At 33.8% G+C, this 23348-nt stretch carries 26 protein-coding genes; all 26 read right to left on the reverse strand.

Going from position 1 to position 23348, the window contains the following annotated elements; translation table 11 throughout:
- Nucleotides 1–17 precede the first annotated feature (17 nt).
- The 26 genes from BCR21_RS11440 to BCR21_RS11560 all read right to left on the reverse strand — a co-directional run bounded on the left by BCR21_RS11440 (nt 18) and on the right by BCR21_RS11560 (nt 23257).
- On the reverse strand, nt 18–2786 hold the full coding sequence (locus tag BCR21_RS11440) for a helicase C-terminal domain-containing protein (RefSeq protein WP_069646592.1): 2769 nt from the start codon (nt 2784–2786) through the stop codon (nt 18–20).
- Nucleotides 2787–3474: 688 nt separating this feature from the next.
- Complete coding sequence (locus BCR21_RS11445; protein ID WP_069646593.1) at nt 3475–4344, reverse strand: DUF6287 domain-containing protein; 870 nt, start codon at nt 4342–4344, stop codon at nt 3475–3477.
- A gap of 44 nt (nt 4345–4388) precedes the next feature.
- Entirely contained in the window at nt 4389–4604 is a 216-nt protein-coding gene (locus BCR21_RS11450; RefSeq protein ID WP_069646594.1) for a hypothetical protein, read from the reverse strand.
- Between the two features lie 107 nt (nt 4605–4711).
- Nucleotides 4712–5158 carry a GNAT family N-acetyltransferase gene (locus BCR21_RS11455; RefSeq protein WP_084013297.1) on the reverse strand — a complete coding sequence of 149 codons (447 nt, stop codon included), beginning with the start codon at nt 5156–5158 and terminating at the stop codon, nt 4712–4714.
- A 212-nt stretch (nt 5159–5370) separates the two neighbouring features.
- The gene (locus tag BCR21_RS11460) at nt 5371–5868 is read right to left on the reverse strand and encodes an NUDIX hydrolase (protein ID WP_069646595.1); all 498 of its coding nucleotides are present in this window, start codon (nt 5866–5868) and stop codon (nt 5371–5373) included.
- Between the two features lie 76 nt (nt 5869–5944).
- Nucleotides 5945–6139 (reverse strand): hypothetical protein, encoded by a 195-nt coding sequence (locus BCR21_RS11465; protein ID WP_069646596.1) that lies wholly within the window; start codon nt 6137–6139, stop codon nt 5945–5947.
- Nucleotides 6140–6211: 72 nt separating this feature from the next.
- Complete coding sequence (locus BCR21_RS11470; RefSeq protein ID WP_069646597.1) at nt 6212–6691, reverse strand: hypothetical protein; 480 nt, start codon at nt 6689–6691, stop codon at nt 6212–6214.
- A 36-nt stretch (nt 6692–6727) separates the two neighbouring features.
- Nucleotides 6728–6895: a hypothetical protein gene (locus tag BCR21_RS17020; protein WP_167351782.1), complete on the reverse strand. Its 168-nt coding sequence runs from the start codon at nt 6893–6895 to the stop codon at nt 6728–6730.
- Nucleotides 6896–6927: 32 nt separating this feature from the next.
- Complete coding sequence (locus BCR21_RS11475; protein WP_139125657.1) at nt 6928–7269, reverse strand: hypothetical protein; 342 nt, start codon at nt 7267–7269, stop codon at nt 6928–6930.
- Between the two features lie 269 nt (nt 7270–7538).
- On the reverse strand, nt 7539–7781 hold the full coding sequence (locus BCR21_RS11480) for a hypothetical protein (protein ID WP_069646599.1): 243 nt from the start codon (nt 7779–7781) through the stop codon (nt 7539–7541).
- 212 nt (nt 7782–7993) lie between these two features.
- The gene (locus tag BCR21_RS11485) at nt 7994–8173 is read right to left on the reverse strand and encodes a hypothetical protein (RefSeq protein WP_069646600.1); all 180 of its coding nucleotides are present in this window, start codon (nt 8171–8173) and stop codon (nt 7994–7996) included.
- Nucleotides 8174–8537: 364 nt separating this feature from the next.
- Complete coding sequence (locus BCR21_RS11495; RefSeq protein WP_084013298.1) at nt 8538–8990, reverse strand: GNAT family N-acetyltransferase; 453 nt, start codon at nt 8988–8990, stop codon at nt 8538–8540.
- A gap of 503 nt (nt 8991–9493) precedes the next feature.
- Complete coding sequence (locus BCR21_RS16680; protein ID WP_240488095.1) at nt 9494–9667, reverse strand: recombinase family protein; 174 nt, start codon at nt 9665–9667, stop codon at nt 9494–9496.
- Nucleotides 9668–9991: 324 nt separating this feature from the next.
- A complete protein-coding gene (locus BCR21_RS11500) occupies nt 9992–10495 on the reverse strand; it encodes a DNA topology modulation protein (protein ID WP_069646602.1) in 504 nt (167 codons plus the stop codon).
- Nucleotides 10496–10870: 375 nt separating this feature from the next.
- Entirely contained in the window at nt 10871–11290 is a 420-nt protein-coding gene (locus tag BCR21_RS11505; RefSeq protein WP_069646603.1) for a VOC family protein, read from the reverse strand.
- Between the two features lie 107 nt (nt 11291–11397).
- Nucleotides 11398–12123, reverse strand: a complete 726-nt coding sequence (locus BCR21_RS11510) for a YcjF family protein (RefSeq protein ID WP_069646604.1) — start codon at nt 12121–12123, stop codon at nt 11398–11400.
- Between the two features lie 197 nt (nt 12124–12320).
- The gene (locus BCR21_RS11515; protein WP_069646605.1) at nt 12321–13856 is read right to left on the reverse strand and encodes a hypothetical protein; all 1536 of its coding nucleotides are present in this window, start codon (nt 13854–13856) and stop codon (nt 12321–12323) included.
- A gap of 195 nt (nt 13857–14051) precedes the next feature.
- Nucleotides 14052–15203, reverse strand: a complete 1152-nt coding sequence (locus BCR21_RS11520) for an MFS transporter (protein ID WP_069646606.1) — start codon at nt 15201–15203, stop codon at nt 14052–14054.
- 1 nt (nt 15204) lies between these two features.
- Nucleotides 15205–15825, reverse strand: coding sequence for a FadR/GntR family transcriptional regulator (locus tag BCR21_RS11525; RefSeq protein ID WP_069646607.1), 621 nt, complete (start codon nt 15823–15825; stop codon nt 15205–15207).
- Nucleotides 15826–15935: 110 nt separating this feature from the next.
- Complete coding sequence (locus BCR21_RS11530; RefSeq protein ID WP_069646608.1) at nt 15936–17378, reverse strand: amino acid permease; 1443 nt, start codon at nt 17376–17378, stop codon at nt 15936–15938.
- Between the two features lie 293 nt (nt 17379–17671).
- Nucleotides 17672–18718, reverse strand: a complete 1047-nt coding sequence (locus tag BCR21_RS11535) for a lysylphosphatidylglycerol synthase transmembrane domain-containing protein (protein ID WP_069646609.1) — start codon at nt 18716–18718, stop codon at nt 17672–17674.
- Nucleotides 18719–18748: 30 nt separating this feature from the next.
- Entirely contained in the window at nt 18749–19027 is a 279-nt protein-coding gene (locus tag BCR21_RS11540; RefSeq protein WP_069646610.1) for a DUF1294 domain-containing protein, read from the reverse strand.
- Between the two features lie 91 nt (nt 19028–19118).
- Nucleotides 19119–20021: a diacylglycerol/lipid kinase family protein gene (locus BCR21_RS11545; protein WP_069646611.1), complete on the reverse strand. Its 903-nt coding sequence runs from the start codon at nt 20019–20021 to the stop codon at nt 19119–19121.
- A 165-nt stretch (nt 20022–20186) separates the two neighbouring features.
- Complete coding sequence (gene pepT, locus BCR21_RS11550) at nt 20187–21416, reverse strand: peptidase T (protein ID WP_069646612.1); 1230 nt, start codon at nt 21414–21416, stop codon at nt 20187–20189.
- Between the two features lie 22 nt (nt 21417–21438).
- Nucleotides 21439–22557 carry a Nif3-like dinuclear metal center hexameric protein gene (locus BCR21_RS11555; RefSeq protein ID WP_069646613.1) on the reverse strand — a complete coding sequence of 373 codons (1119 nt, stop codon included), beginning with the start codon at nt 22555–22557 and terminating at the stop codon, nt 21439–21441.
- Entirely contained in the window at nt 22547–23257 is a 711-nt protein-coding gene (locus BCR21_RS11560; protein ID WP_069646614.1) for a tRNA (adenine(22)-N(1))-methyltransferase, read from the reverse strand. Before BCR21_RS11560 ends, BCR21_RS11555 begins: the two co-directional genes overlap by 11 nt.
- Nucleotides 23258–23348 lie beyond the last annotated feature (91 nt).

The raw sequence follows: 23348 nt of genomic DNA on the forward strand, positions 1-23348 counted from the left end.
ATAGATAGTAGTTAAATTTATTTATTTAAAAATCCCTTTAGCTCTGACACTATTTTTGCTAAAGGTTCTTCTTTCACTGATAAATCTTTCGGTAAGGCTTTTAACATACGCTTCCCATACTTTGCTGTCACTAATCGTCTATCCAAAACGAGTAAAGCTCCTTTATCACCATCAGAACGAATCAAACGTCCTAATGCTTGTCGTAAACGTAAAGCGGCTTTAGGCAAAGCCTCATGCGTAAAGGGATTAATTCCTTTTTCTTCAAGATAATCATACCGTGCTTTGACAAAAGGTCGTTTGGGATTTTCAAATGGTAAGCGTGTCACGATCAACAGTGACAACGTCTCTCCGGGTAAATCAACGCCTTCCCAAAAACTATCCGCACCAAGTAAAACACTATTTTTTGAATGAGCAAAACGTTTAAGAATTTTTTCCCGACTACCACTGATTCCCTGAGCTAAAAGCTCTCTTCCCCCATTTAGAAATTGAGGATGTAAACGATAATAAACACTGGATAAAATCTCATGTGACGTAAATAAGACCAGCATGGAACGATCCTGTTCCTGTGTCAATTCTTGGATTACAGATGCGATATACGCTGAAAATTCTGCAGCGTTCGCTTGACTGATCGCTATGGCTTCAGTTGGAATATACAAGCGAGCATTTTGTGCATAATCATAAGGGTCAGGTAACGTTTTAAACAAAACATCCGTCAAGCCTAATTTAGTAGGCAAATACTTCTTATCATTCCCAAATTTCAGTGTGCCACCTGTGTATAAAATCCGTTGATAGCGTCCATACCAAGTCGTTTCCGGCAAAATACTCGCCTCTAAATCGTTGATTGCAAGTAATCCGTATCCTTGAGGCGTGGTATTGTATTCTTTGATCCAACGTGGATGCCATTCATTGACATAAATATCAAAACATTTATAAAGAAATTCGATCCGCTCAAAGAATTGCAGTAAGCTAACGAATATAATCCGCTCAGATGCTGTATACTTTTCCAACTCATCAACAATCGACTGCTGCAATCTCTTTTGAATTTCTTGCATTTCAGTTAAGAGAATCTCAATCTTTTGAATCGAAGTCTCTCCATTCAATGATAAGTGATCGAATATTGGCTTAGTCAACAGTGTCGCTTCCAAATTCGGCTGCTTATCGTTTTTAAACAACTGATTTATTTCGTAAAATAAATCACTAAACTCTTCCACTAAGTCATTCAGGGCTTTAGAATAAATTCGCAATAATCGCTGTTCTTGTGTTTCTGATTTGAAAATTTGATTCACTTGATCAAACAGCTGATCTTCTTCTAGATAAAGAGTTGCTTGTTTTTTAAAGGAAACATAGTTAAATTGACGATTCGCAATCTTCCCAGCAATATCTGGCAGATGATGCGCTTCATCGATAATCAGATAGGAACTTTTAGGCAGAAGTGGAACTTCTCTAAGCGTTTCCTGTGCTAAAAATGCATGATTAACGATCAATACATTACTTTGTCTGACTTTTTTATAAAGAAAACGAACAAAATCTTCTTGATATAACGAATCTTGATCCGATAAAAAATCAATCCCACGATGGGCAACATCGCGCCAAAAAATATGGTTAAAGTTCGTTAATTGAAGTTCATCAAGATCCCCTGTCTCTGTTTCCACCAGCCAAACCAAAACACCCATTTGATATAATGCGTATTGTTTTTGCTGTATCGGATTTTTCAACGTAGCTTGAAACCGTTGCAAATCAATATAGTGACGATGACTCTTAATGATCACAGCTTGAATTGGTTTTGGACAAATTTGATTTGCTAACGGAATATCTTTCTCTGTTAATTGATTTTGCAACACGATTGAAACAGTGCTAATAATAACAGGGTTATCTGGTGTTGCTAAGTAGCTTAATGGGAATAAATAACCTAGCGTTTTTCCTGTTCCTGTCGCTGCTTCAATAAATAAATTTTTATTCTCGTCATTCGTAAAATGGTCATAAACTAAATTCATCATCCGGCTTTGTTCTGAACGATAGCCGATCGTATCTGCGAAAACTTTTTCTTTCGCTTTTTTCTTTTTGGGGAAACTCGGTTTTCCGTACAACTTTTCTTCATATAACGGAACTTCTTTTCTCCTCAGAGCAATTCCAGACACAACATGCTGTTCTTTAGATAGCGGTTGAATATCCTGTTTCATTTCTTCATATATATGATGGATATAAGAACTTGTATCCATTCCTGTTTGCTGACTCAAACGATCGATTGCTTCCATCGTAATCAATGGCAAGCGACGCATTTTCGCTTCGATCAATAATAAAAGTTCGGCAGTTACCTGTGCATCGCTATCTGCTTGGTGAGGATTATCATGAATCAGACCTAAACTTTCAGATAAATCGCCTAAACGAAAACTTTTTTCTGTTGGTAAAAATATCTGAGCTAGCTCAACTGTATCAATTCCGGGAATCTTTAATTTAGGTGTACCGCAACGAAGCAATTCCTGTGTGAGAAAGGAATAATCGAAATAGATATTATGCGCAACAAATACGGTATCCGCTAATAAATTATAAATCGTTAAGGCCACATCTTCAAAATAAGGCGCTTTTTGTACACGAGAATTACTAATACCAGTAAGCTGCTGAATCTGCTTAGAGATGGCCTGATTAGGATTAATGTCAGTCGCAAAACGGGAAATGATTTTTCCTTCTTGGATCAGTACACAGCCGAATTGAATAATCCGGTCAACCAATGGATCGGTCCCAGTTGTTTCTAAATCAACTACTGCATATGTCTGATTATTTTTCATAGACTTCCCCGCCTTTCCTCTATCCCTGAAAATTATACTACAAAACGAACTTTTTTTTTAGTGTTAGTTTGTAAGGATTTTTTTTGAGGGGGATTTAGATGTTTTTTGGAGTTAAATTAGTAGAATGATTACTTTGATTTTCTATGATTTATCATTTTGGGAACTAAATTTCTGACCAGTAGAAATTCCCCCAAGAAAAGTTTTCGTTTCTTTATCACCATGACTAATTTCAATAAGCGTATCAGTTTGTTTAATTCATTTTTCTTAAATTTTAGTTACTTGTCTTGATAGCTGCATACTTTTCACGAGCCCCTATTAAATCTTGCATAATAGTTGGATATGTTTTTTTATATCGTTAGCAGTAATAAAAAATAGAATCAATAAATTTTCTATATAAAATACATATAATTAAACATTGGGTACTCTGAAATTGTATGCCCAGTTATCTGTGGGTCCATAATGAATTTTCTTCTAATTCTACAAGTTTTTTTCTCATACTGTTTGTTCAAATATAAATAATTCCTCTTATAATTCTAAAATGCGCGTTATCGTTTATGAGGTCAATAGACAAGCACGCTATTTTTGTCTTTTTAAACAAAAAAATGGTAATTATTTCACTTTGCTTTTAACTTGCTCCATTTCAATTATTTATTTGTTTACTGACCCTTTTTAGTAATTTATCACGATACTATTGTTTATAATAATACACATCGGAAGGGTAGTTACCACCTTGCTGTGTAATCAATAATCTGGGTATTGTACTATCCGAATTATCACCATCTGGATTTTCAACCCCTATTCCATACAATGCCAGAGCTGCCCCTCCAAGTCCCTCCGTACCTAACCTCGCAAATGGAATTTTGCTTTTTTTGTCTGATTCCGGAACTCCATATACTACAAACTCCTTATTTGTAGTACCGTCAGCATTTATAATTAAAACATCACCTTTTCCATTTTTCCATGTTCCTGCTAATGAAGTGAAATCGCTATTGTTTATTGCTTCAATGTTTAAATCATTATCGGAAACGTTATTTTGGTTTTTTAATAATTCTAAAGCAATATCATCATAATCAGTCTTTAAGTATGTCTTAGCTGGTGACATTGTCGGATCTGGCGGATATTTTCTCATACCATAATGTTCTATGAATCCTTCTCCTAAAGGCAAATAATAGATATATCTATCCTCAGTACCAATTTCTTTAATGTGTATATTTTTATACTTATCTGATACTGATGTGTCAAATGCCACTTGATTACTTATCACTCTTTCAAGAGTGTATCCTATTTTATTTTCAACCCCTAAATTAGCGATCACTCGAGCATATTCTATTTGTATGTCATCATAGTTAAATTCTAGTTCTATAGTTGCCTCACTTTTAATGGTTGTTTCTTGATCCGAATTACTAGCTAGTATTGAATTCACTGAAGAACTATTGGTTGTAGCATTTTCATTCGTATCAGTATTAATATCATTTATTACGGTCTCATTTTTACTGTTTGCACATCCAGTTACAACAAGTAACAACAAAATAAAAATCAGAATTTTACATTTTTTCATATTCCCAACTCCTTTTTACATATCAATGAATTAATTTTGAATTGTTAATATTTATCCTCTTTGGGAGTGCCTTCAGTATTCCATTGATAGCTATCAACAAGATAATGTTTAAGTCCTGCAAATGTTACACCATTAAATGATTTGTTAGGCAAATCCCCCCATACCAAAGATTTGTCAATGATTAAATTTCCTTCTATTTTACTTAATTCAAAATCTGGACAAACCGTTAGCCATTCTGTAATTTCCATTTCATTATTCATCGCTTAGTTACCTTTCTGATTTTTATTCGTACTTATGCTGCTATTCATCCTTTTTGAGAATACCCAAAAATTACTTTCATATAAACTTAACCTTAAACAGAATGATTTTAAATTGAAACTTCCAGACAAAAAACAAGTTCATTTTCTTGTATCTCTCCAGTTTTAAAAAAGTTGAACGATTCATATAAGGATACAGCCTTTTTATTTTCAGATCCAGTACTGAGAAAAATCTTTTGACAATTAAAGCAATCAACCATTTCAGATATAATAAGAGGAATGACTTTCTTACCGATTCCTTTCCCTTGATAGCGATAATCAACCATAAGACGACAGAGTTCATAGCGTTCATTTTCTTTATCGAACCCATACATCGCAAAACCAACAGATTCTCCATCATACATAATACCTTTAGTAATCCAACTTTCTTCAAAATAAGACTGTACGAGAGAATATGCGTTGGATGATACAAAGTTTGCTCCTTCATCTCCAGGGTACATGGAACAAAATATATCCCAATTTTTTTTATCAATAGTTACTAATTTTAATGTAGACAAATTTGACACATCCTTTTTGAGAATCTATTTAATACTATAGAATGGAAGTTTAAGTACTAATTTCTTTGAACGCGCTATCTTTTGGCATAAACATATGCGTAAACAACATTGTCGAGTAGCTCTTCTCTTTCTAATCCAACAGATTTCAAATGCATTTTAAGACTCCTTTCATCCTTACTGATCTTTTTTAGCAATCATAGAATTTCGGTTTACTAGGAATCTTTATTTACAATCCAATTAAAATTTTCATATTTTTCCATTTCGTTCTCTTGTGCTACCTCTTCTTTTATCTTTAATATTAGTGGTGAAGAATTATCCTCATTCAAATCTTCCAACTTTTTCCATATAACTCCATCTGAATCATTAAGCCCATCTGGCAGTACTTTAGGCAATGATTTTCTGCGAGTGGTATCAACCACAACATCATAAAATACCATGATATGATGAACAGTATGGGTAGAATTTATTTCTTTAATAAAAGCATCATATACTCTGGGATTTGAATATGCGTTTATACTATAACCAGTTTCTTCTAAAAATTCTCTACACAGTGTTTCCGTTAAACCTTCAAAATCTTCTTGACTTCCTCCTGGAATATCGAATCTGTTTTTATATGGTCCTGCATTTTTCTTTATACACATTAGATAATTTTTTTTCTTACTAACGCCATAAACCCCAAAATGAGCACTAACACTACCACTATTTTTCATAGTTATCACCTATATTTCTAAATATATTTTCTTTTCCCACTTTACTGATCCTTTTTGAGAGTTAATCTTTAGCTTATTAATCCTTTTTTCTGAGTTCAAAAATAAAATCTTTTTCACGATATTGCAGTTTCTTCTTGATTCTCAGTGCATAATGAATATTATGATCAGATATTCCTGTATAGGCGCTTGCATCGAGAGTGCTGGAAGCCTCATAAATAATCTTACCTTCACCATTCATAACAGTTATTTCGTTTCTAATTCCTTTGGGCATATTTTTTCCCTCCTTTAGTTATTGATCCTTTTTAAGAATCCTGCTATCTTTTAAATTTAAATTTTTTATTTGTCATTCATTTTGTGCTCTTTCCTGTTTCAATTCTTCTATCATTTGCTTCACTTCTTTAATCGAAGTTGCTTTTGGATTTTTAGTTAAATTATATTTTTCTGTGTCTTCTTTGTTTTCAGTGTACGCAACAGGTTCCCCATTAGCAGGACCACTAATAAAGCTGTATGATCCTTCTTCATAAGTCGGCTCTGCTAAAATTTTATAATCATCTGGCGTATCGTAAAGACCAATTATCATAGTGTCCAAATCGGCACTATTTTCTGCCATTTTTCTTATTGCTTGTAATGTATAATTTGGTTCATGGCTATCAGTAGACACTTTTGTCGTTTCATCCGTTACATTTTCTGTTATTATAGTTGTAGTTGAATTTTCTGATTCTAGATTTTTAACCTTTGAAGTAACTACTTCTTCTGATTGCTTACTAGTACAACCTACTAGTGCTGCGCTTAAAAATAAAATTAAAAGAATTGTCTTTTTCATTATTATTCCCTTCTTTTATATAATCCTTTTTAGGAATCACTTTTTTCTTTTTGCCAACAATGATAATGTTGTTACACCCACTGAAAATGTTCCTAACAGGGCATACACAACATAATAGAACCAACTCACAGATAACAGTTTAATAAATACAAAAATCAATGCAAATACTACTATCCACGGTACAGCCTTACTTAATCCTTTCATTCAATTATCCTTTCTGATCTTTTTTGACAGACCTATTTTAAATATTTTTTTATTTTACTTCTTGAAATAGAAAATCGTTTTGTTGTTTTATCAAATTCGCTACTTATGCCTAGTTGGTAAGCTGTCCACGGTGGAGAATCCATCCAAGTCCCGATACCTCCAAGTATCTCAGTTTTTACTAATAATCGTTTTGCCTTCTCTTGATCATGTAAGTTTGATTCTAGAATTTCCAAAGATTCTTCGAATCTTTTAGTAAATTCCGAATAGTTCAATCTTTCAGATAAAAGCTTAATTTTTATTAGTGGCGTTCTAAATTCAAATAAAGCTTTTCTCAATTGGGTATTTTCTTTAACCTTTTTATTTTTTCGGCACATGAGGAATCCCAAAAAATCACTCCTTCAGTTTTAATCTTTTTTGACATTCTATTTTTAGCTACTAATAATGAAATAAATCAAAATTGGTAGTATTAAAGTGACAATAATAATAATGCTCACAATAAACAAAATTTCCCAAAAATATTAAGCATTTTTTTCAATAGCTTCTATTTTAAGATTTCTATAACTAATAAAAGGTAATATCACAACAAAAACTAAGGAAAGAAATTTCACCATATTATTTATCACAGTTTATAAATCTCCTTTCTTTACAGATCTTTTTTGGTAAATCTAAAGTTACGATCATTAATAAAAGTAGTTATCGGAGCTGGTGCAGGCGCAAACATATAATCTATATATTCGGTCACTAAAACAGTATCATCTGAAACAGCTATTGTCACCGTATTATAGTGTGCCCAGTAACCTCTTTCAAAAAATTCGATATCTACTTTATCCCTATCATTAAGTGGTTCACCGTATCGATCTCTATATCCACTAAATATATTTCCCATAACATTCTCCTTCAGTTATTTATCCTTTTTGGGTACTACGAAAAAATCACTTAAACATAAAACTTACGATTTATGTTTACATACCATCGTATAGACTCAAACTTCTGTATATTGTGTAACTCTAGTATTTTTCTGTAAAATGGTCCTTTAAAATTCATACGATTTACTTCACTTGGAACTTTAGCAAACACTACTTTTTTTCCTTTATCATCTCAGAAGTCTTGATCAATACTTGGCCATACAAAACCTTCCAACTTACAACGCCTGAATTCCTTTTCTAACACTTCAGAATCGATATAACTATCCTTTAAGTTTACTAGTCCTTTTTCTGTCACATCACCATAGAAAGTTAATCCTAGTATATTTTTCTTCTGGAAATCTTTAAACTCCATTTATTCCACTCCTTTACCGATCCTTTTTGAGAGAACTTATAGCACTATTCTCAATTTTTTCTAGTTCTAAATTATAGTAGCTCAAATTAACAAACACCAATCCAACTGTGATAGGTGCAAAGTAATACTCCATTAGTTTATTAATAATTTGATAAAGACTTGGAAGCTTCTCATTGATCCAAAGTTCATTGACAACTACAAAAAATTCTACTAATATTATTAAACTGAATACCATCAACAATTACTGATTTATATTGGTTTTTCTTTTCATCTTATACTCTTTTATATCCTTTTTTATCTCAAATATACAGCTATCAATTGTTTCCGTATTCTCATAATTATTCTAATTCGGGACGGACTTATATTAACAAAAATGATTTTTATTTCCTTGCTGATGGTTTTTGACAACATGATTATTCATGAAAATACATCTAAAACGTTCCACATTCGGATATTTTTCACCTAAACTATTAATCTCAAATCCATATTTTTGATAAAATCCCACAGCCTCGCTATCTGTCTCAGCAATTATTCTTGATGGTTTATATATTTCATTAACAAAGTTTATCATTTCACTAGCATTACCTTGTCCCTGATAAATCTTCTTAACAGCTATGTGACAAATAACAAGCAATTCCTCTTCAGAATTATCTACACCTACACAACCTTTTATAACATTATTGCTTTGTTTTACATATAAATCTTTATTAGGAGACCTTAAATATTCTTCTAATACTGGTTCAACCTTGCTCTCAGCTGTTACAAGTGAAAGTAGTTTTACAATATCCATATCTCTACTATTAACTTTATTAATCATTTATCTTCATCCTTTTTGATAAAAATTATTTATTTTACTGTTTCAGCTATTCTGGTTGATTCATCAACTACGCTATCATTTTTTAGTGATTATTCAGCATTCTCAACAATTGTACCTTTTTCAAGAAATGAATTATTTTTATATTCAGATTATTCATTACACTTTTTTATTTCAATAAAATCTGCAAAATAAAATGGTACACCTTTTTCTTTAAGAAAATCGGCACCATCCATTGCTTGAATATGAAGTTGAGTAGAATTTCCAGAATTACCACATTTCCCTAAAAGCTCTCCTTCTTTTATAAATTGACCTACTTAAACTTTAATAAATTGGTATTTTAAGTGAACTATCCCTACAAACATATCTGTTTTTCATCTCGAATAACGATATAATTTCCAGCAATTCCCACTGGAGCATTTGAGATTCTTTCCTTCTGAGCAAGCATGCATGGTATCCCCTTAACTAGAGACCTTCTTACATCATGATCTAGTTCAGAAATACGTTCAACTATCAAATTCTGCAAAAGCTCGAAAGACGGATAGCATTACCTTCCCCTGTGATGTGAACGTACCGAATTTTTCTTTGTCACTAATCACTTGTACATTCTCGCTAGAAAAGAAATCAACTAATTCCAAAAGGTCTTTGGTACTACGTCCGAGTCTACTCCAATTTTCCACAACTACAGTACTTTATGCCATCACTACCACTATAATTATACCTTAACCGAAGTTATCTATACATTGATTTTGTTGTAAATTTTGGGAATAAAGGGTTTAAAAAATGGGAATTATTCGTCTCGTTCTAAAAGCAATTGTTTTTTTGAAACTGATAAAAAACATTTATTGTCTATACTCAAAAATCTTTAGTTTAAATAAATGACTTCTATTAGCCTATTTGTAAATAGACCACTTGTACTTTACAAATAAAGCCCACCAGACAACAGAATGGCGGGCTGCTTGAGTTAATTAGAACTTATGGTAACCACAGGATCAATAATTTTTTTATAGCTCATCTAAAAAAAGTTGAATCTGTTTTTTATTTTTTAAAACTATTACTTTCTTAGTTTTTGGTATGTTTTTTAACATTCTAAGAATATCAATTCTTTGTTTGTTAGGAAAATTCCATACCCATTTTATAAAGCTAAAATCAAATTTCTCTGGGCAATTATTTTGCATATCAGGTCTAGTTATACCGTTATACTTTTTTACTCTTTTTAAAATCTGATAAATACAAACGAATCTATTTCGATCTAAAAATATTATAGTATCTGCCGATTTCATTCTAATATCCAGCGTTCCACCATAGTTTCCGTCAATAATCCATGAAGGCTTCATGATTAAATTATTTTGTATTTCATTTTGGTATTCTCTATCTGTCATTTCCCAGTTGGGCTTCCAAAGTAGTTTATCTAAATGAAAAACTTCAATATCTAATTTTTCACCTATTTTAAGTGACAATGTCGACTTACCAGCTCCACTTGAACCAATTAATATAATTTTTTTCATGAATATTCCCTCCAATATATTTTTTTCGGAAATTTCATTATATCATTAATAAATCAACTTGGTATAGCCTTGTTAAAGTTTAGTTGGCTTTACTAAAAATTAACAAGGCTTGCACTAAAGAAAATCAAAATTAGGTATACTTAAACGTTACGATTCTAACTCTCACTGATTAATCTTTTGGTTAAATCAAGACACCTAGGACTTTGTTTTTTATAAATATTATTAAATTTATAGGTTGCTAGAACGTAGTAATCTGAATCTATAGCCTAGTTGATAATTACGGATAAAAAGCGCATTAATTTCCTTTCTATTTTCTCCAATTTCTTGAATCAATACGCATTCTAACTATCCACTACTGGCAATTTAATCAGAAAATCATATTCGTTCACTCATCGGATGTTGCTCATCAAACTGAACCAAATCCCATAAATTACCATACAAGTCTTTAAAAACTGCCACCACGCCATAATCAGCTTCTTTAGGCTCCCTCACAAATTCAATTCCGTTTGCGATCATGTTATTGTAATCTCTATAAAAATCATCCGTACCTAAAAATAAAAATACTCGTCCACCTGCTTGATTTCCAATAAAATCACGTTGAATCGGTTTCGAAGCTTTTGCTAGTAAAATCGTTGTTCCTTTTGAATTTGGCGGCGATACCACAACCCATCTTTTATCTTGAACTGGTTGATAAGTATCCTCTATCAATGTAAAACTCAGTTTTTGTGTATAAAATGCGATTGCTTCGTCGTAATCATCAACAACCAATGCTATATGGACTATAGATTGTTTCATAAAAAAGCTCCTTTTTAATTTTAAAGTTTCTGACACACTATTTGAATTCAGTCATTTTTCTGACCATCGGCTCTGTAGTTCGTATCATTCCTAATTTTCCACAAGCTCTATTTTGATTTTTTATTAGAATTTTGAACTACATTAAATAGCTTTTGAAATTGCCCTTGAAACGTCATTGTTTGCTCAAAAATATCTTCTCCATCATTTAACATTTTGACCGTCACCCAACCAAGTGTTTCTGTGATCGTGCTCGCAACAGTCGCATTTATCGCAGCGCCAGCAACAGTCCCGACACCGGGAATAAATTTTATTATATTGCCCACTGCACTTTTGCCTAGTCCAACGACCACAATTTCTTTTCCTAGGCTTTTCCCCATACTTTCAGACCATGACTGCCCAAATATTTTATGCAAACGAGCCATCATCGTTAACTGAATCGGAACAAGTAGAAGTGCATCCGAAAAAGGAATTGGTGAACAACCTACGATTGCAGCAGTTAAGGACGCTGCATGAACGGTTTTATGACATTTTTTACGTGTATCCTCATCTACACCTTCTAAAAATTCATCGAAAATACTATCAAATTGTATTTTACTTTTGGCTAGAATTTTTTCTGCGCGCTCTTTTGATTTTCCGTAGCTATTAAGGATAACGGATGATGTTTTACCAGGAAATTTTTTTATTACTTCAGAGAAAAACGATTCAAATTCTTTTTCATCTGCTTCATTATCTATAATTACAATTTCTTTTTCTTTTAGTTGGTTACTTTTTTTAGTTGTTTTTAAGCGTGATTTTTTTTCGTCTGCAGTTTTTTTCTTAAATATTTTCTTCATGTTCAATACCTCCACTATGTATATATTTCAAATAATACTAGTAACGCTTTGCTAATTATAATCATACATTAGAAATCTTATTTAACCAATCCACAACACTTTAGTCTCGAAAAAACTAAAAAATAGGCTACGACAAAACTTTTACAGTTCTGCCTTAGCCTATTAAATTTCAATTCACTTTTTTTCTATTCTGCCAACTATTTTTCAACCGGCATCAAACTTAGATTTTGCATATATTGATCCATTAAAATATAGCCTTCCAAGCGACGCAATAAATCAACTGAACAGCGGACTTTTTTACCAAACAATGAACGACTATAAGCAATTTCCCGCATTTCTTGTAGAAAACCATCTAGAGAAGAAACTAAACCACCACAGCTTAAGCGACCACAAATCAAGACATCTTCTTTTCGTTGTCTTAGTACTTGGCCCCATGAATAATTTAAATATTCTGCTTGACTGATTTGAGCTAGTAACTCTGAACGTAAGATGCTTTTTTTCTGCGTGTGACTTTTCTTTGTCCCTAATCGCATACGTTTATTCATAAAACACAAATAGATTTCATCTTCTAGGTTTTCCATCTCGCTCTTAGAGAAATTTGGGATTTTTGCTGGTGCCTCAATGCGTTTACAAGCTTTCAATTGCTTGGAAAAACGTGGCCAGTTGCTTGGCGTAGCCTTTTTCGTTTTTCCTTTTTTGAATACTAGCAATGTGAGATCTAACGGTTCATAAGCTACAATTTCCTGCTTTGTTTCTTTTTTCAGTTCAGGATCAATTATTTCTTTTGCTTTGTCTGTCTCCATTTGTTTACGTTTCAATTTGATTGAAGTACGTTCTTTTTGTGGTTCTTCATTATTTTCTATTTTTGGGATTGGCGAAATTGTAGGCTCTTCTTCTGCTTGGAAATCTTCTTGAATTGGTTTTTCCGCCAATTCGTTCTCCGACTTTTTTTCTGTTTCCGCTCCTACTTCCTCCGTTGGTTCTGCTGATTGCTCAACAAGTTCAGGTTTTACAGCTTCTTCAACCGTAGCTTCATCAACAAGCTCAACTTCTACATCGACACTTTCATCTATATCAGGATTTTCTGCTGTTGCTTTTTCAGCTTTACTCTCTTCAATCACTAAAGGTTGAGCTCTTTTAAGATGGATGGTCTGAATACTTCTAGAAATGATTGGATTACTTTTAGGTGTATGCATTTCGATTTTCTCTTGATTGATCGTTTCTGTTAAGTCACTGATCATTTTACGTAGGCGGAAAATCTCATTTGATGTTTCAAGCATTTGCTTCATCATTCCCTGCATTTCTCCAGAGTTCAATGTGGCTTCTCCTCGAGAAACAAGCGAGCGCTCCTCTTTTTCAAGCGTAATTTCTTCAAACCATTGTTTCAAGTTCATGCGAAGTTCTCTTCTAGTTGGCTCAAAACTTCCCATCAGTAATGTGTAATACATGATTTCAGTTTCAACATACATATAAATCTTTTTAACGACTAATTCTTCAAATTCTTCCGTTGCATCCCAGCTATCACAGATTGCATCAAAAAAAGCTTCACCTTCAGCTAAATTTTGATAATCTTTTGCTAGATTCAACTTCCGAACTAAATAAAATGAATAAGGTGTATCTACATTATCGGCATAAATCTCACGGCCAAGATAATCGGGATCAACTTCTTTACAAAGATAGGTTGATCTTTCTTCTTTTTCTGGTTGACGTTGTCGTTTACTAATCGTTCTCACTTCCTCAATTTTTTTCCTGTATAAATCGTATCATTTTTTTAGAAAAAAGAACAGACTTCCCTTCTATTATACCGATAAAAAGGAAGAAATGTTCTCATTTTTTTTCAAATATATGAAATTAAAAGAAAAACACGATGTTTAATTACTGTTTTACTCAATAAATAGAGTAGAGAAAATAATGAATTTACCGACAATTTATATTTTCTTCAAAATACTAGTAAGAAAAACAATGAATAAAGACAGTATCAAAACAAACCATAAAGATGCATTTTCAACTGCAAAACATTCGCTAACTACACCCATTAAGATTGGAATGCATCCACCTATCATATAACCAAATGATTGAACCATGCCAGTCCATGCACTCGTTTCTTCAGGTGAATGCGTTAATTTTAGTGGCAACAACAAGCCAATTGGAAACAGTCCGCCTAATCCTGCCGCAATCAAAAAAGTTGCACAAATGAAAAACCAAAATGGTCCTTTGATCATTAATCCCACTATACCAAGTACAACCATAAGGCTGCTGAAAAACGCCCAACTCTTTATTTTCCCACGATAATCCATCAACATTGGAATCACAAAACTAAAAAACATCTGGCTCAATGTGTAAAAGGTCAAAACATAACTGGCAACCGCTATACTTACACCTCTTGAAAATGCAATTGTGCTGATCCAGGTTGTCACTCCGTAAAAAATACCAGATTGAGTACCAAAAAAGAATGTAATCTTCCAGGCTTGTCTATTTTTTAAAGGCAAAGAAACCTTTTGTTTGATTCCTTTATTTTCACCGTCTACTGTTGCACCTTTACCCCAGCAAAAGAAACCAATCAGAGCAAAAATACCGAAAATCGCTAAAGCAAAGGTCCAACGTCCATTGAAGTAACTCGTTAAACTCGTAATGCTACCGGAACTAATAGAAGCCCCTAATCCCATACTTAGTGAATAAATACCGATCAATAAACCTGAGTTATTTGGAAACTCGCTTTTGATATAACCTGATAAAAGTGGTCCAATAATTGCCGTTGCAACCCCAATCAAAAAAGCGGTGCTGATAAGGCCTACATAATTACTTGTAAGTGCTCTTAAAAAGATCGCTAAACTTAAAACCAAAAGAAAAACGAGAATTCCTTTTTTTCGCCCAAGTTTTTGTTGAACAAAAGGGACAGACAAAGCAAAAATCCCCATACAGATCACTGGAATACTCGTTAACAAACTTGCTGCTACATCAGAGATCATCAGTTGTTTTTGAAGCATTGGCAACAATGGTGGAATCGTGGAAATACCCACTCGCAAACTAAACGCAACTAAAAATACCAACCCAACTTTTTTTCTATCTTCTTTTTTCATCTTATTTACTCCTGTTGTTCTCTAAAATCGCTTCAATGACAAGGGATGGATCTTTATCTAGGATGCCTTGAAACATTTTTTGGTGCTGCTTTGTATTATCAAGATACTCTTTTGACTCGATCACTAATCCACTTAGCATTATTTTTAACTCTTCAAAAATCTCTTGGTACCAATGGATAAGAAAATTATTTTTACTACTCTTAACGATCAAAAGATGAAACTCCAAATCTGCTTGTATATACTCCCTAAATTTGCCTTGTTCCAATAAGCGATTCCGTTTAAATAAAGTTTGATTCAATGAAACTAAATCTTCTTCTGTACGATTTTGACAAGCTAATTTTCCAGCAGTCGTTTCGATCATTTCTCTTGCTTCAGTCAATTCTTTAGCCAAATCGCTGTTTTCTTTCACTGCTTTTATAAAAGTACCTGCTCCTTGTCTCACTTCCAATAGATTACTATATTCTAAAATTTTAACCGCTTCTCTTAAAGTAGAACGACCGACACCAAACTTTTCTGCCAGTTGCTTTTCTATTGGTAATTTTGCTCCGACTGCTAATTTCTCAGTAAGAATATATTGTTTTAACTGCTCGATTGTTTCTTGTACAAGGTTCTTATTTTTCATTTTTCTCTGCACCCCAAATCATCATATGAATTATAAATTCATCATATCATTTTTTGAGATAATTAAAAAGAGAGAAAAATACTCTCACAGAGTATTTCCCTCTCTTTCTGTTAATTGATTTGTGCTTTCTTTTTATCACGACGAGCTAAAGCTGGTAAAATCATACCTAATAAAATCAACACAACTGGTGTGATGATATTAGATGCTAATTGGAAGAACCATGCTTTAGGGTCTGCTGCAAAGTCAATTTTTGGCACCATTCCTAAAATACAAGCGAATGCTGTAAATAAGAAACACCATAGTCCAAAGCCAAAAGCAATTTTAGGATTTTTTATAAACTTATATTCAGACGAATAATTTTTATAGGCTTTATTTAACATCATATAAGCAAAGAATACCCATAGATAACGCATTGGCATCACAACAGAATTCAAATTGGTCAACCATTTCACTAATTCTTTGATATTCTCGATACCAAACATCGGTAATACGATGATGATACTTACTAAAATTCCTGTTAATAAATAACCATTAATCAATGTTCCTTTTTTACTTCTTTTACGTAAAGCAGCTGGAACGTAATCTGGATCTGCATCAGCTAAAAGAATTTGTAACGGTGCATCGATTGAAAAGGCTAAAGCTGATATTTGTCCGATACCATTTGTAATCGCATAAATGATCATCAGTAAGTTACCAACGCCATAATACTCACCTAACAATTGGAAGGCAGTATATGCACCGTTAGCCATTAAATCTTCTGGAATATTATTACTTGCAAACAACATCCCCATTGCAAATGAACCCAATACCGCAGAAACACCAACCATTGCAGCCAAGAAAATCATTCCTTTAGGAAATTCTTTGGCTGGATTTCTCATTGAGTTTACATATGGTGAAATCTTTTCAGCGCCGCCAACAGCAAACACGAGCATGGAAACTGTCGTAAAGTAACTAAAATCAAATTTAGGAATATACGTACTGATTTTATCCATATGCGGTGTAGCAAATTCAACAGATGAATTCATCATTGGCGCACCAATTGCTAATAAGATAAACAGCATAGACATTACAAAAATTGCGGTTCCGGCCATTCCACCAATGACTTTTAAGGTCATCAAACCTTTAGTAGAGAGTAATAAGAAAATTAAGAAAATAGCTAAAGAAATCAACGTGATGCCTACAACTGAGAAATTATTCACAATATCTCCATTGCCTTGGATCGCCCAACCGAAAGCGATCAGAACTAATTGCGGTTTTTGAGCTAAATAAGGGATATGTACAACCCAATACGTCCAGGCAGCATAATAAGCCAAACGCTTCGTACTCGTATTTTGAACCCATGAACTAACTCCGCCACTACTGTCTTTGAATGTTGAACCAAGTTGTCCGACAATCAAAGCATAGGGAATAAAATATAAGACCAAAATCAAAATCCAGGATGTCACAACAGAAATCCCTTGTTGTGCATAGTTATTCACGACATTACCTAAGCCCCAAACCATGTTAAAGGCTATCAAACCAACGGTAAACCATCGCATTTGCTTTTGTTCCATCAAAACACTCCTAATCATAATTAAGTATAAAATATCTTTTTAATCATAATCATTTTTAAGAGTTTAAACAAGCTTTCACATGCATAAATATTAATTTTATCAGCAATTTATTAGATAAAAAACAAAAATATCCATTCTCTCTAATAAAACTTTTTTTCTCTTGAAATTAAAAAGACCAAAACCTTGATAATTCAAAGTTTCAGTCTTAATCGCTATTTTATAGAACATTTATTTTTTCTCATTAACATTAGAATATAGCAAAATTGGATTAAATCAATCAAAAATCACCAGTTTTACTCATCCGTGACTCCTTTTTTCTCTTCCCTAACAGCATGAAGTCCTAATTTTATCTCTCGTCTTTTTTGAATCAAGACATAAACAAACCCAATCAAAAATGGTAAAACAAAGCTGCCAAAGCGATACAATAATAAAGATGATACTGCATCAACAGTCCCCACTAAAGGTTTAAAGAGTAATAAATAAACAAATTCAAACGGACCAATTCCTGCTGGTGTTGGAAATACACCAGACAAGATAACTGAAAAACTGGTAAAGGAAAGAACTAAAAGAAAATCAATATTCGGATGATTCACAACCAATACAACATATGGAATCACATACCAAAAAAGTAACTTCGCTACATTCCAGCCAAAAATCCGAATCATGGCTGAACGGTCTTTGGTAACAGTTTGAACCGTTTCTCTTAAAGAATAGATTTGCAGATTGCATTTATCTACCCAATCCCGTAATTTTTTTCGCTTAAAGTGCTTATTTGTCCAGCTTATTAATATCACTTGAAGATTGATACTGCTTGAAAGAATCAGTAGTGAAAAAATAATCACAAAGGTCAATCCGACGCCCATTAAAATAAAAGGAATCATTTTTGGTGCACGTTCATAAAATAAAGAAAATTGGAAAATCAATCCAAGTACTGACAAAAAAATGACGGCGACTTTATACATGATCATATGTAACGCTGTCACGCCTACACCTTGAGAAACCGCTAGTCCTTTTTTCTTATAAAAATAAATTTCAGAAAGCAATGTTCCAGTTCCAAATGAAATCACACGATAAAATGCGACATAACAAGAAGTAAAAAAACCATCTTTCGTTGTGAAATCTTTTTGAAAATAAGAAGCAATCTCTTTGATGGAACGGCCTTCGACGATTTGATATATGACTCCCAACAAAATAACTAGGGCAACAACGATCCAGCTTGTTTCCATTAATTGAGCAAATATATCACTTAGAGAATTATCCATCACATAAATAAGCACTCCGATAAAAATGGCTAACAGACCGATATTCAGGAAAACTTTTGTTTTAGAATTGCTTTTCATAGTTTCTCCCCACTAAATTTGTATTCACGATTATCTTTTATAACTAAAACAAATAATTGCAATAGCCACAAGTGTACCAAAAATAAAGAAAAAATAAAAGCGTAATTTTCTCGTTTTATGATGAAAAAGTTGTTGAGCGAATAAACCACCGATTCCTCCTCCAATCAAGCCTATAAATAAAAGATCAAATTCAGGAATCCGCCATTTTTTTCTTTTAGCTCGCTGTTTATCAAGATACATCACAAATAATTCAACCAAATTTACGATGAGCAAATACACCCAAGGTAAATGTTTCAACAAACCTGTCATTCATTTTCCTCCAACCATCATTCTCTTAATAGAATACCTTGAAAAACCAAGAGTTGTAAAGTTAATCAAACACTTACACAAAAAGTCAAGCCTAAGAACCAGGGACAAAAACAGTCAAACCATGCTTAGCCACTTTCATTTGAATTGGTAAATCTTCACTTGGATCACCATCCACACGTGTTCCAACTTTTTTTTCGTTTTGACTTTTAATGTTTATTTCAGCCGCTGTCATGTATTTGATATCAGGAAGCTCATAAATTTTTCCTGCAATAATTTTGGGTAAATAAAAAGCCAATTTGAAAAAGTTTAATTTCGGTAGAATAGTTAAATGAAACAGCCCATCATCTGGTGATGCCGAATCATCAAAATTTGTATAACCACCAACAGAATTTGTCATCGTCACAGTAACCAGCTGTGTCTTTCCTTGCCACTGCTCTTTTTCTGTTTTGATTTCTAAGCGATAACGTTTTTTCTTTGCGAGCAATTTGAAAAAGTTCTTAACAAAAATAAGCTTGCCGTATTTTTGTTTGTCTTCTTGACTGATCCGAGCCGCTGTATCTGCTAAAATACCAATCGTCATTGTGCTAACAATCACTTTTTCGTTAATCATACCATAATCGATTTTTCTAGTGACTCCACCCAAAATCACATCAGCAGCTGCTTCAAATTTCATCGGTATGCCTAAAACTCTAGCCATGTTATTCACCGTTCCACCTGGCAATAACCCAACGTTTAGGTGCGGCAACTCTTCTTTGAAATCCTCCACATTATGATTGATCGTGCCATCTCCACCAATGAAAATAAGCGTATCAATATTTTCAGTCTTAGCTTTTTCGACTGTTTTTTTGCTATCACAATCTGGGCCAACTTGTTCTAATAGAAAATGCGTGTTTGTTTGTCCGTGATTTTTTGCATACTCTACAAACTGTTCTGCTAATTCTCTGCCTTTATCTTTACCAGATGTTTCATTAAAAAGTATCATTACATTTTCCACTTGAGTTCCTCCTCATACTAAAAATGGTGACAACGTCCCACTATGTTTCAAAGCAAAGGCGCAGCAGGTTCTTCTAACCTTGACAGAAAAACAGGAAGTAAGTCACTACCTGTAACGTTACTCCCTCTTTTCAAATTTTACTACTATAATCAATTGACACTAACTTTATTTAGCGTTAGATTCTGCAATTTTCACAATGACATCCGTCGCTTTTTCCATGGCTTGCAATGAAACAAACTCAAAGCGGCCATGCATATTTTCGCCACCAGCAAAAATATTTGGCGTTGGAATACCTAGATAAGAAATTTTAGAACCATCTGTTCCGCCTCGGACAGGTTCGATCAAAGGCTCGATATCAAGTTCGATCATCGCATTTTTTGCCAATTCAATAATGCTCATATCTTTTTCGATTACTTCACCCATGTTGTAATATTGATCAAATAAATCGATTTGAACGCGTTCTTGATCAAACGGCTGATTGATAATTTCTTGAACTTTAAGAATCAACGCTTTGCGCGCTTCAAATTTTTCACGATCATGATCACGGATGATATAAGTCATTTGTGCTTCTTCTGGAGTACCACTCATTTGAGCTAAATGGAAAAATCCTTCGTAACCGTCTGTTTTTTCAGGCACTTCATTTTGCGGTAATTGGTTCTGGAAATCGATTGCCAACTGCAATGCATTGATCATCGTATCTTTTGCTGTTCCAGGATGCACATTTTTCCCTTGAATGGTGACTTCTGCTTGTGCTGCGTTGAATGTTTCGTATTGCAATTCACCCACTGGACCGCCATCCATTGTATAAGCGAAATCAACGTTAAATTGTTCTACGTCAAATTTATCCGCACCAACACCAATTTCTTCATCCGGACCAAAAGCCACTCGGATTGTACCATGTTTGATTGAAGGGTTTTTGATCAAAATTTCCATAGCAGTCATGATTTCAGCGATCCCAGACTTGTCATCTGCACCTAAAAGTGTTGTACCATCTGTTGTGATCAACGTTTGATTTGCATAGTTTTTTAGATTAGGAAAATCAGTTGTATTTAATGTGAACTTTCCTTCTTTATCTAATTTGATCGTTGATTCACCATCATAGTTTTCAACAATTTGTGGATTGACGTTCACTGCATTGAAATCTGCTGTATCCATATGCGCGATAAATCCGATTGAGCGAACCTCTTTGTCTATGTTACTTGGCAAAGTAGCAATCACAAAACCATTTGTTTCACTATATATCACATCACTCATGCCGATCTCTTCCAACTCTTTTTTTAAGGTTTGCGCAAAAGCTACCTGTGTTTGTGTTGAAGGAGTCGTTTCACTTTTTGGATTTGAGCGTGTTTCTGTTTTTACATAGCGTAAAAAACGTGGCAATAAATTTTCATACATCGTTAAGTTCCTTCTTTCTACTTTATCTAAATTTAAACGGATTTGTATTTACCTCAGATTCGATAAATTCTATAGTCCAATTATAATCTTTTTTCCACTGATTGAATAGTTCGACCAACTTTGGTTTACATAATTGTTCGATATAATGCCCTGGATCGATCACGGGTAAGCCTTCTGTCAGCATATCATGCCCTGTATGATAATAAACATCACCAGTGATATAAACATCTGCCTGCTTTTTAATCGCATCACGGAAAAATTTTTCGCCACTACCGCCACAGATTGCAACACGCTGAATCAGTTTGGACTCATCTTCTGCTACGATTCGCAATCCCTCTAAATCAAATGTCTCTTTGATAGTAGACACGAAATCGTTTAAAGAGACTGCTTTTTCTAAATGACCCACTCGTCCCAAACCGAATTCTTTAGTCATATTTTCAATTTGATACACATCATAAGCTGGTTCTTCATAAGGATGTGCTTCTAACATTGCTTGAATAACTTTTGTCTCGATTGTTTCTGGAAAGATCACTTCGATTTTAGCCTCTTGAACCGTCTCTTCTTTATCAACCGTCCCAAGGGTTGGATTAGCGCCAGTCTTTGGTGTAAATCTGCCTGTTCCGATCAATGAGTAGCTCGTATTTGTATAGTCACCTTGTTGGCCTGCGCCTGCTTGTCCAAGTACTTTACGCATGTTTACTGCATCCTCCACAGGGACAAAGACAGCTAATTTCTTATAAGCGATCGTATGTGTTTTCGTTAAATAGGTCGTATCTTGTATCCCTAGCAATTCGCAAAACCAGTCATTTAGTCCATTATCGATGATATCCATATTGGTATGGGCCGCAAAAACAGCAATGTCATGTTTCAATAAATCAGCATACATTTTTGTTTGTAAATCATCAGTATCTAAACGTTTTACCGGTCTAAAAATAGGTGGATGTTTGGCAATGATCAAGTCAACGTGCTTTTCGATTGCTTCGGCAACAACTTCTGGACGGACATCTAATGTTACTAAAACTCGATTTAGCTTTTTATTCAATGTACCGATGTGTAAACCTACAGGATCGCCTGCTTCAGCTAACCACTGAGGACAATACGTTTCAAAGCGTTCAATAAATACGTTACCATCAAGACTCATTTGACAAAACCTCCTCGATTTCAGTGATTTCTTTTTCTATTTGTTGGATTCTGGCTTGTTGATCGCCAGCGGCTTTGGCTAATTGAGCTAAAATCGTTTCACGTTGTTTTAATTCACCTTGCCATTTTTTTTGAAAAATAGGCGATTGTTTTTTTAGTAAAATAGGACCGAAAAGGCGTTCTTTCTCTGAGTAAGCGACTCTTAGCTCTTGTCTGGAAGCAACAATGATTTCATAGATTTTATTATTTTCTTCTAAGATATCTTCTTCGATAATTGTATAGCCATGGACTGTCAACCAATCGCGTAAGGGCTTTTCGCCAATATTGGGTTGTAAAACTAAGCGTTCGTTTCCTTGAAGACGTTGCTTATTCCAGCCAGCATCTAAAATATCACGAATTAGAACACCACCCATACCACAAATCGTGACAGCCGTGATCTTGTCTGTTTCTTTTACAGCATCTAAGCCATCAGCCAAACGAACGATGATTTGTTCTGTTAAACCATTTTTTCTAACTTGTTTTTTGGCTGCTTCATATGGACCTGTTACGACTTCTCCAGCCACCACAAAATCAAGTTTCTTTTGTAAAACTAATGCTACAGGTAAATACGCATGATCAGAACCGATATCTGCTAAACGGCTTTGTTCAGGGACTAATTCTCCCACACGTGCTAAACGTTTTGATAATTGATTTTCATTCATTCGACATATTCCTCCGTGGTTATTATACCATTGAAAAATCGGGTTGAAAACTTTGAAAGATGGAATTTATTTACAATCGTTTTTTTCAGCT

The organism is Enterococcus ureasiticus, assembly GCF_001730285.1.
Classification (GTDB): Bacteria; Bacillota; Bacilli; order Lactobacillales; family Enterococcaceae; genus Enterococcus_L; species Enterococcus_L ureasiticus.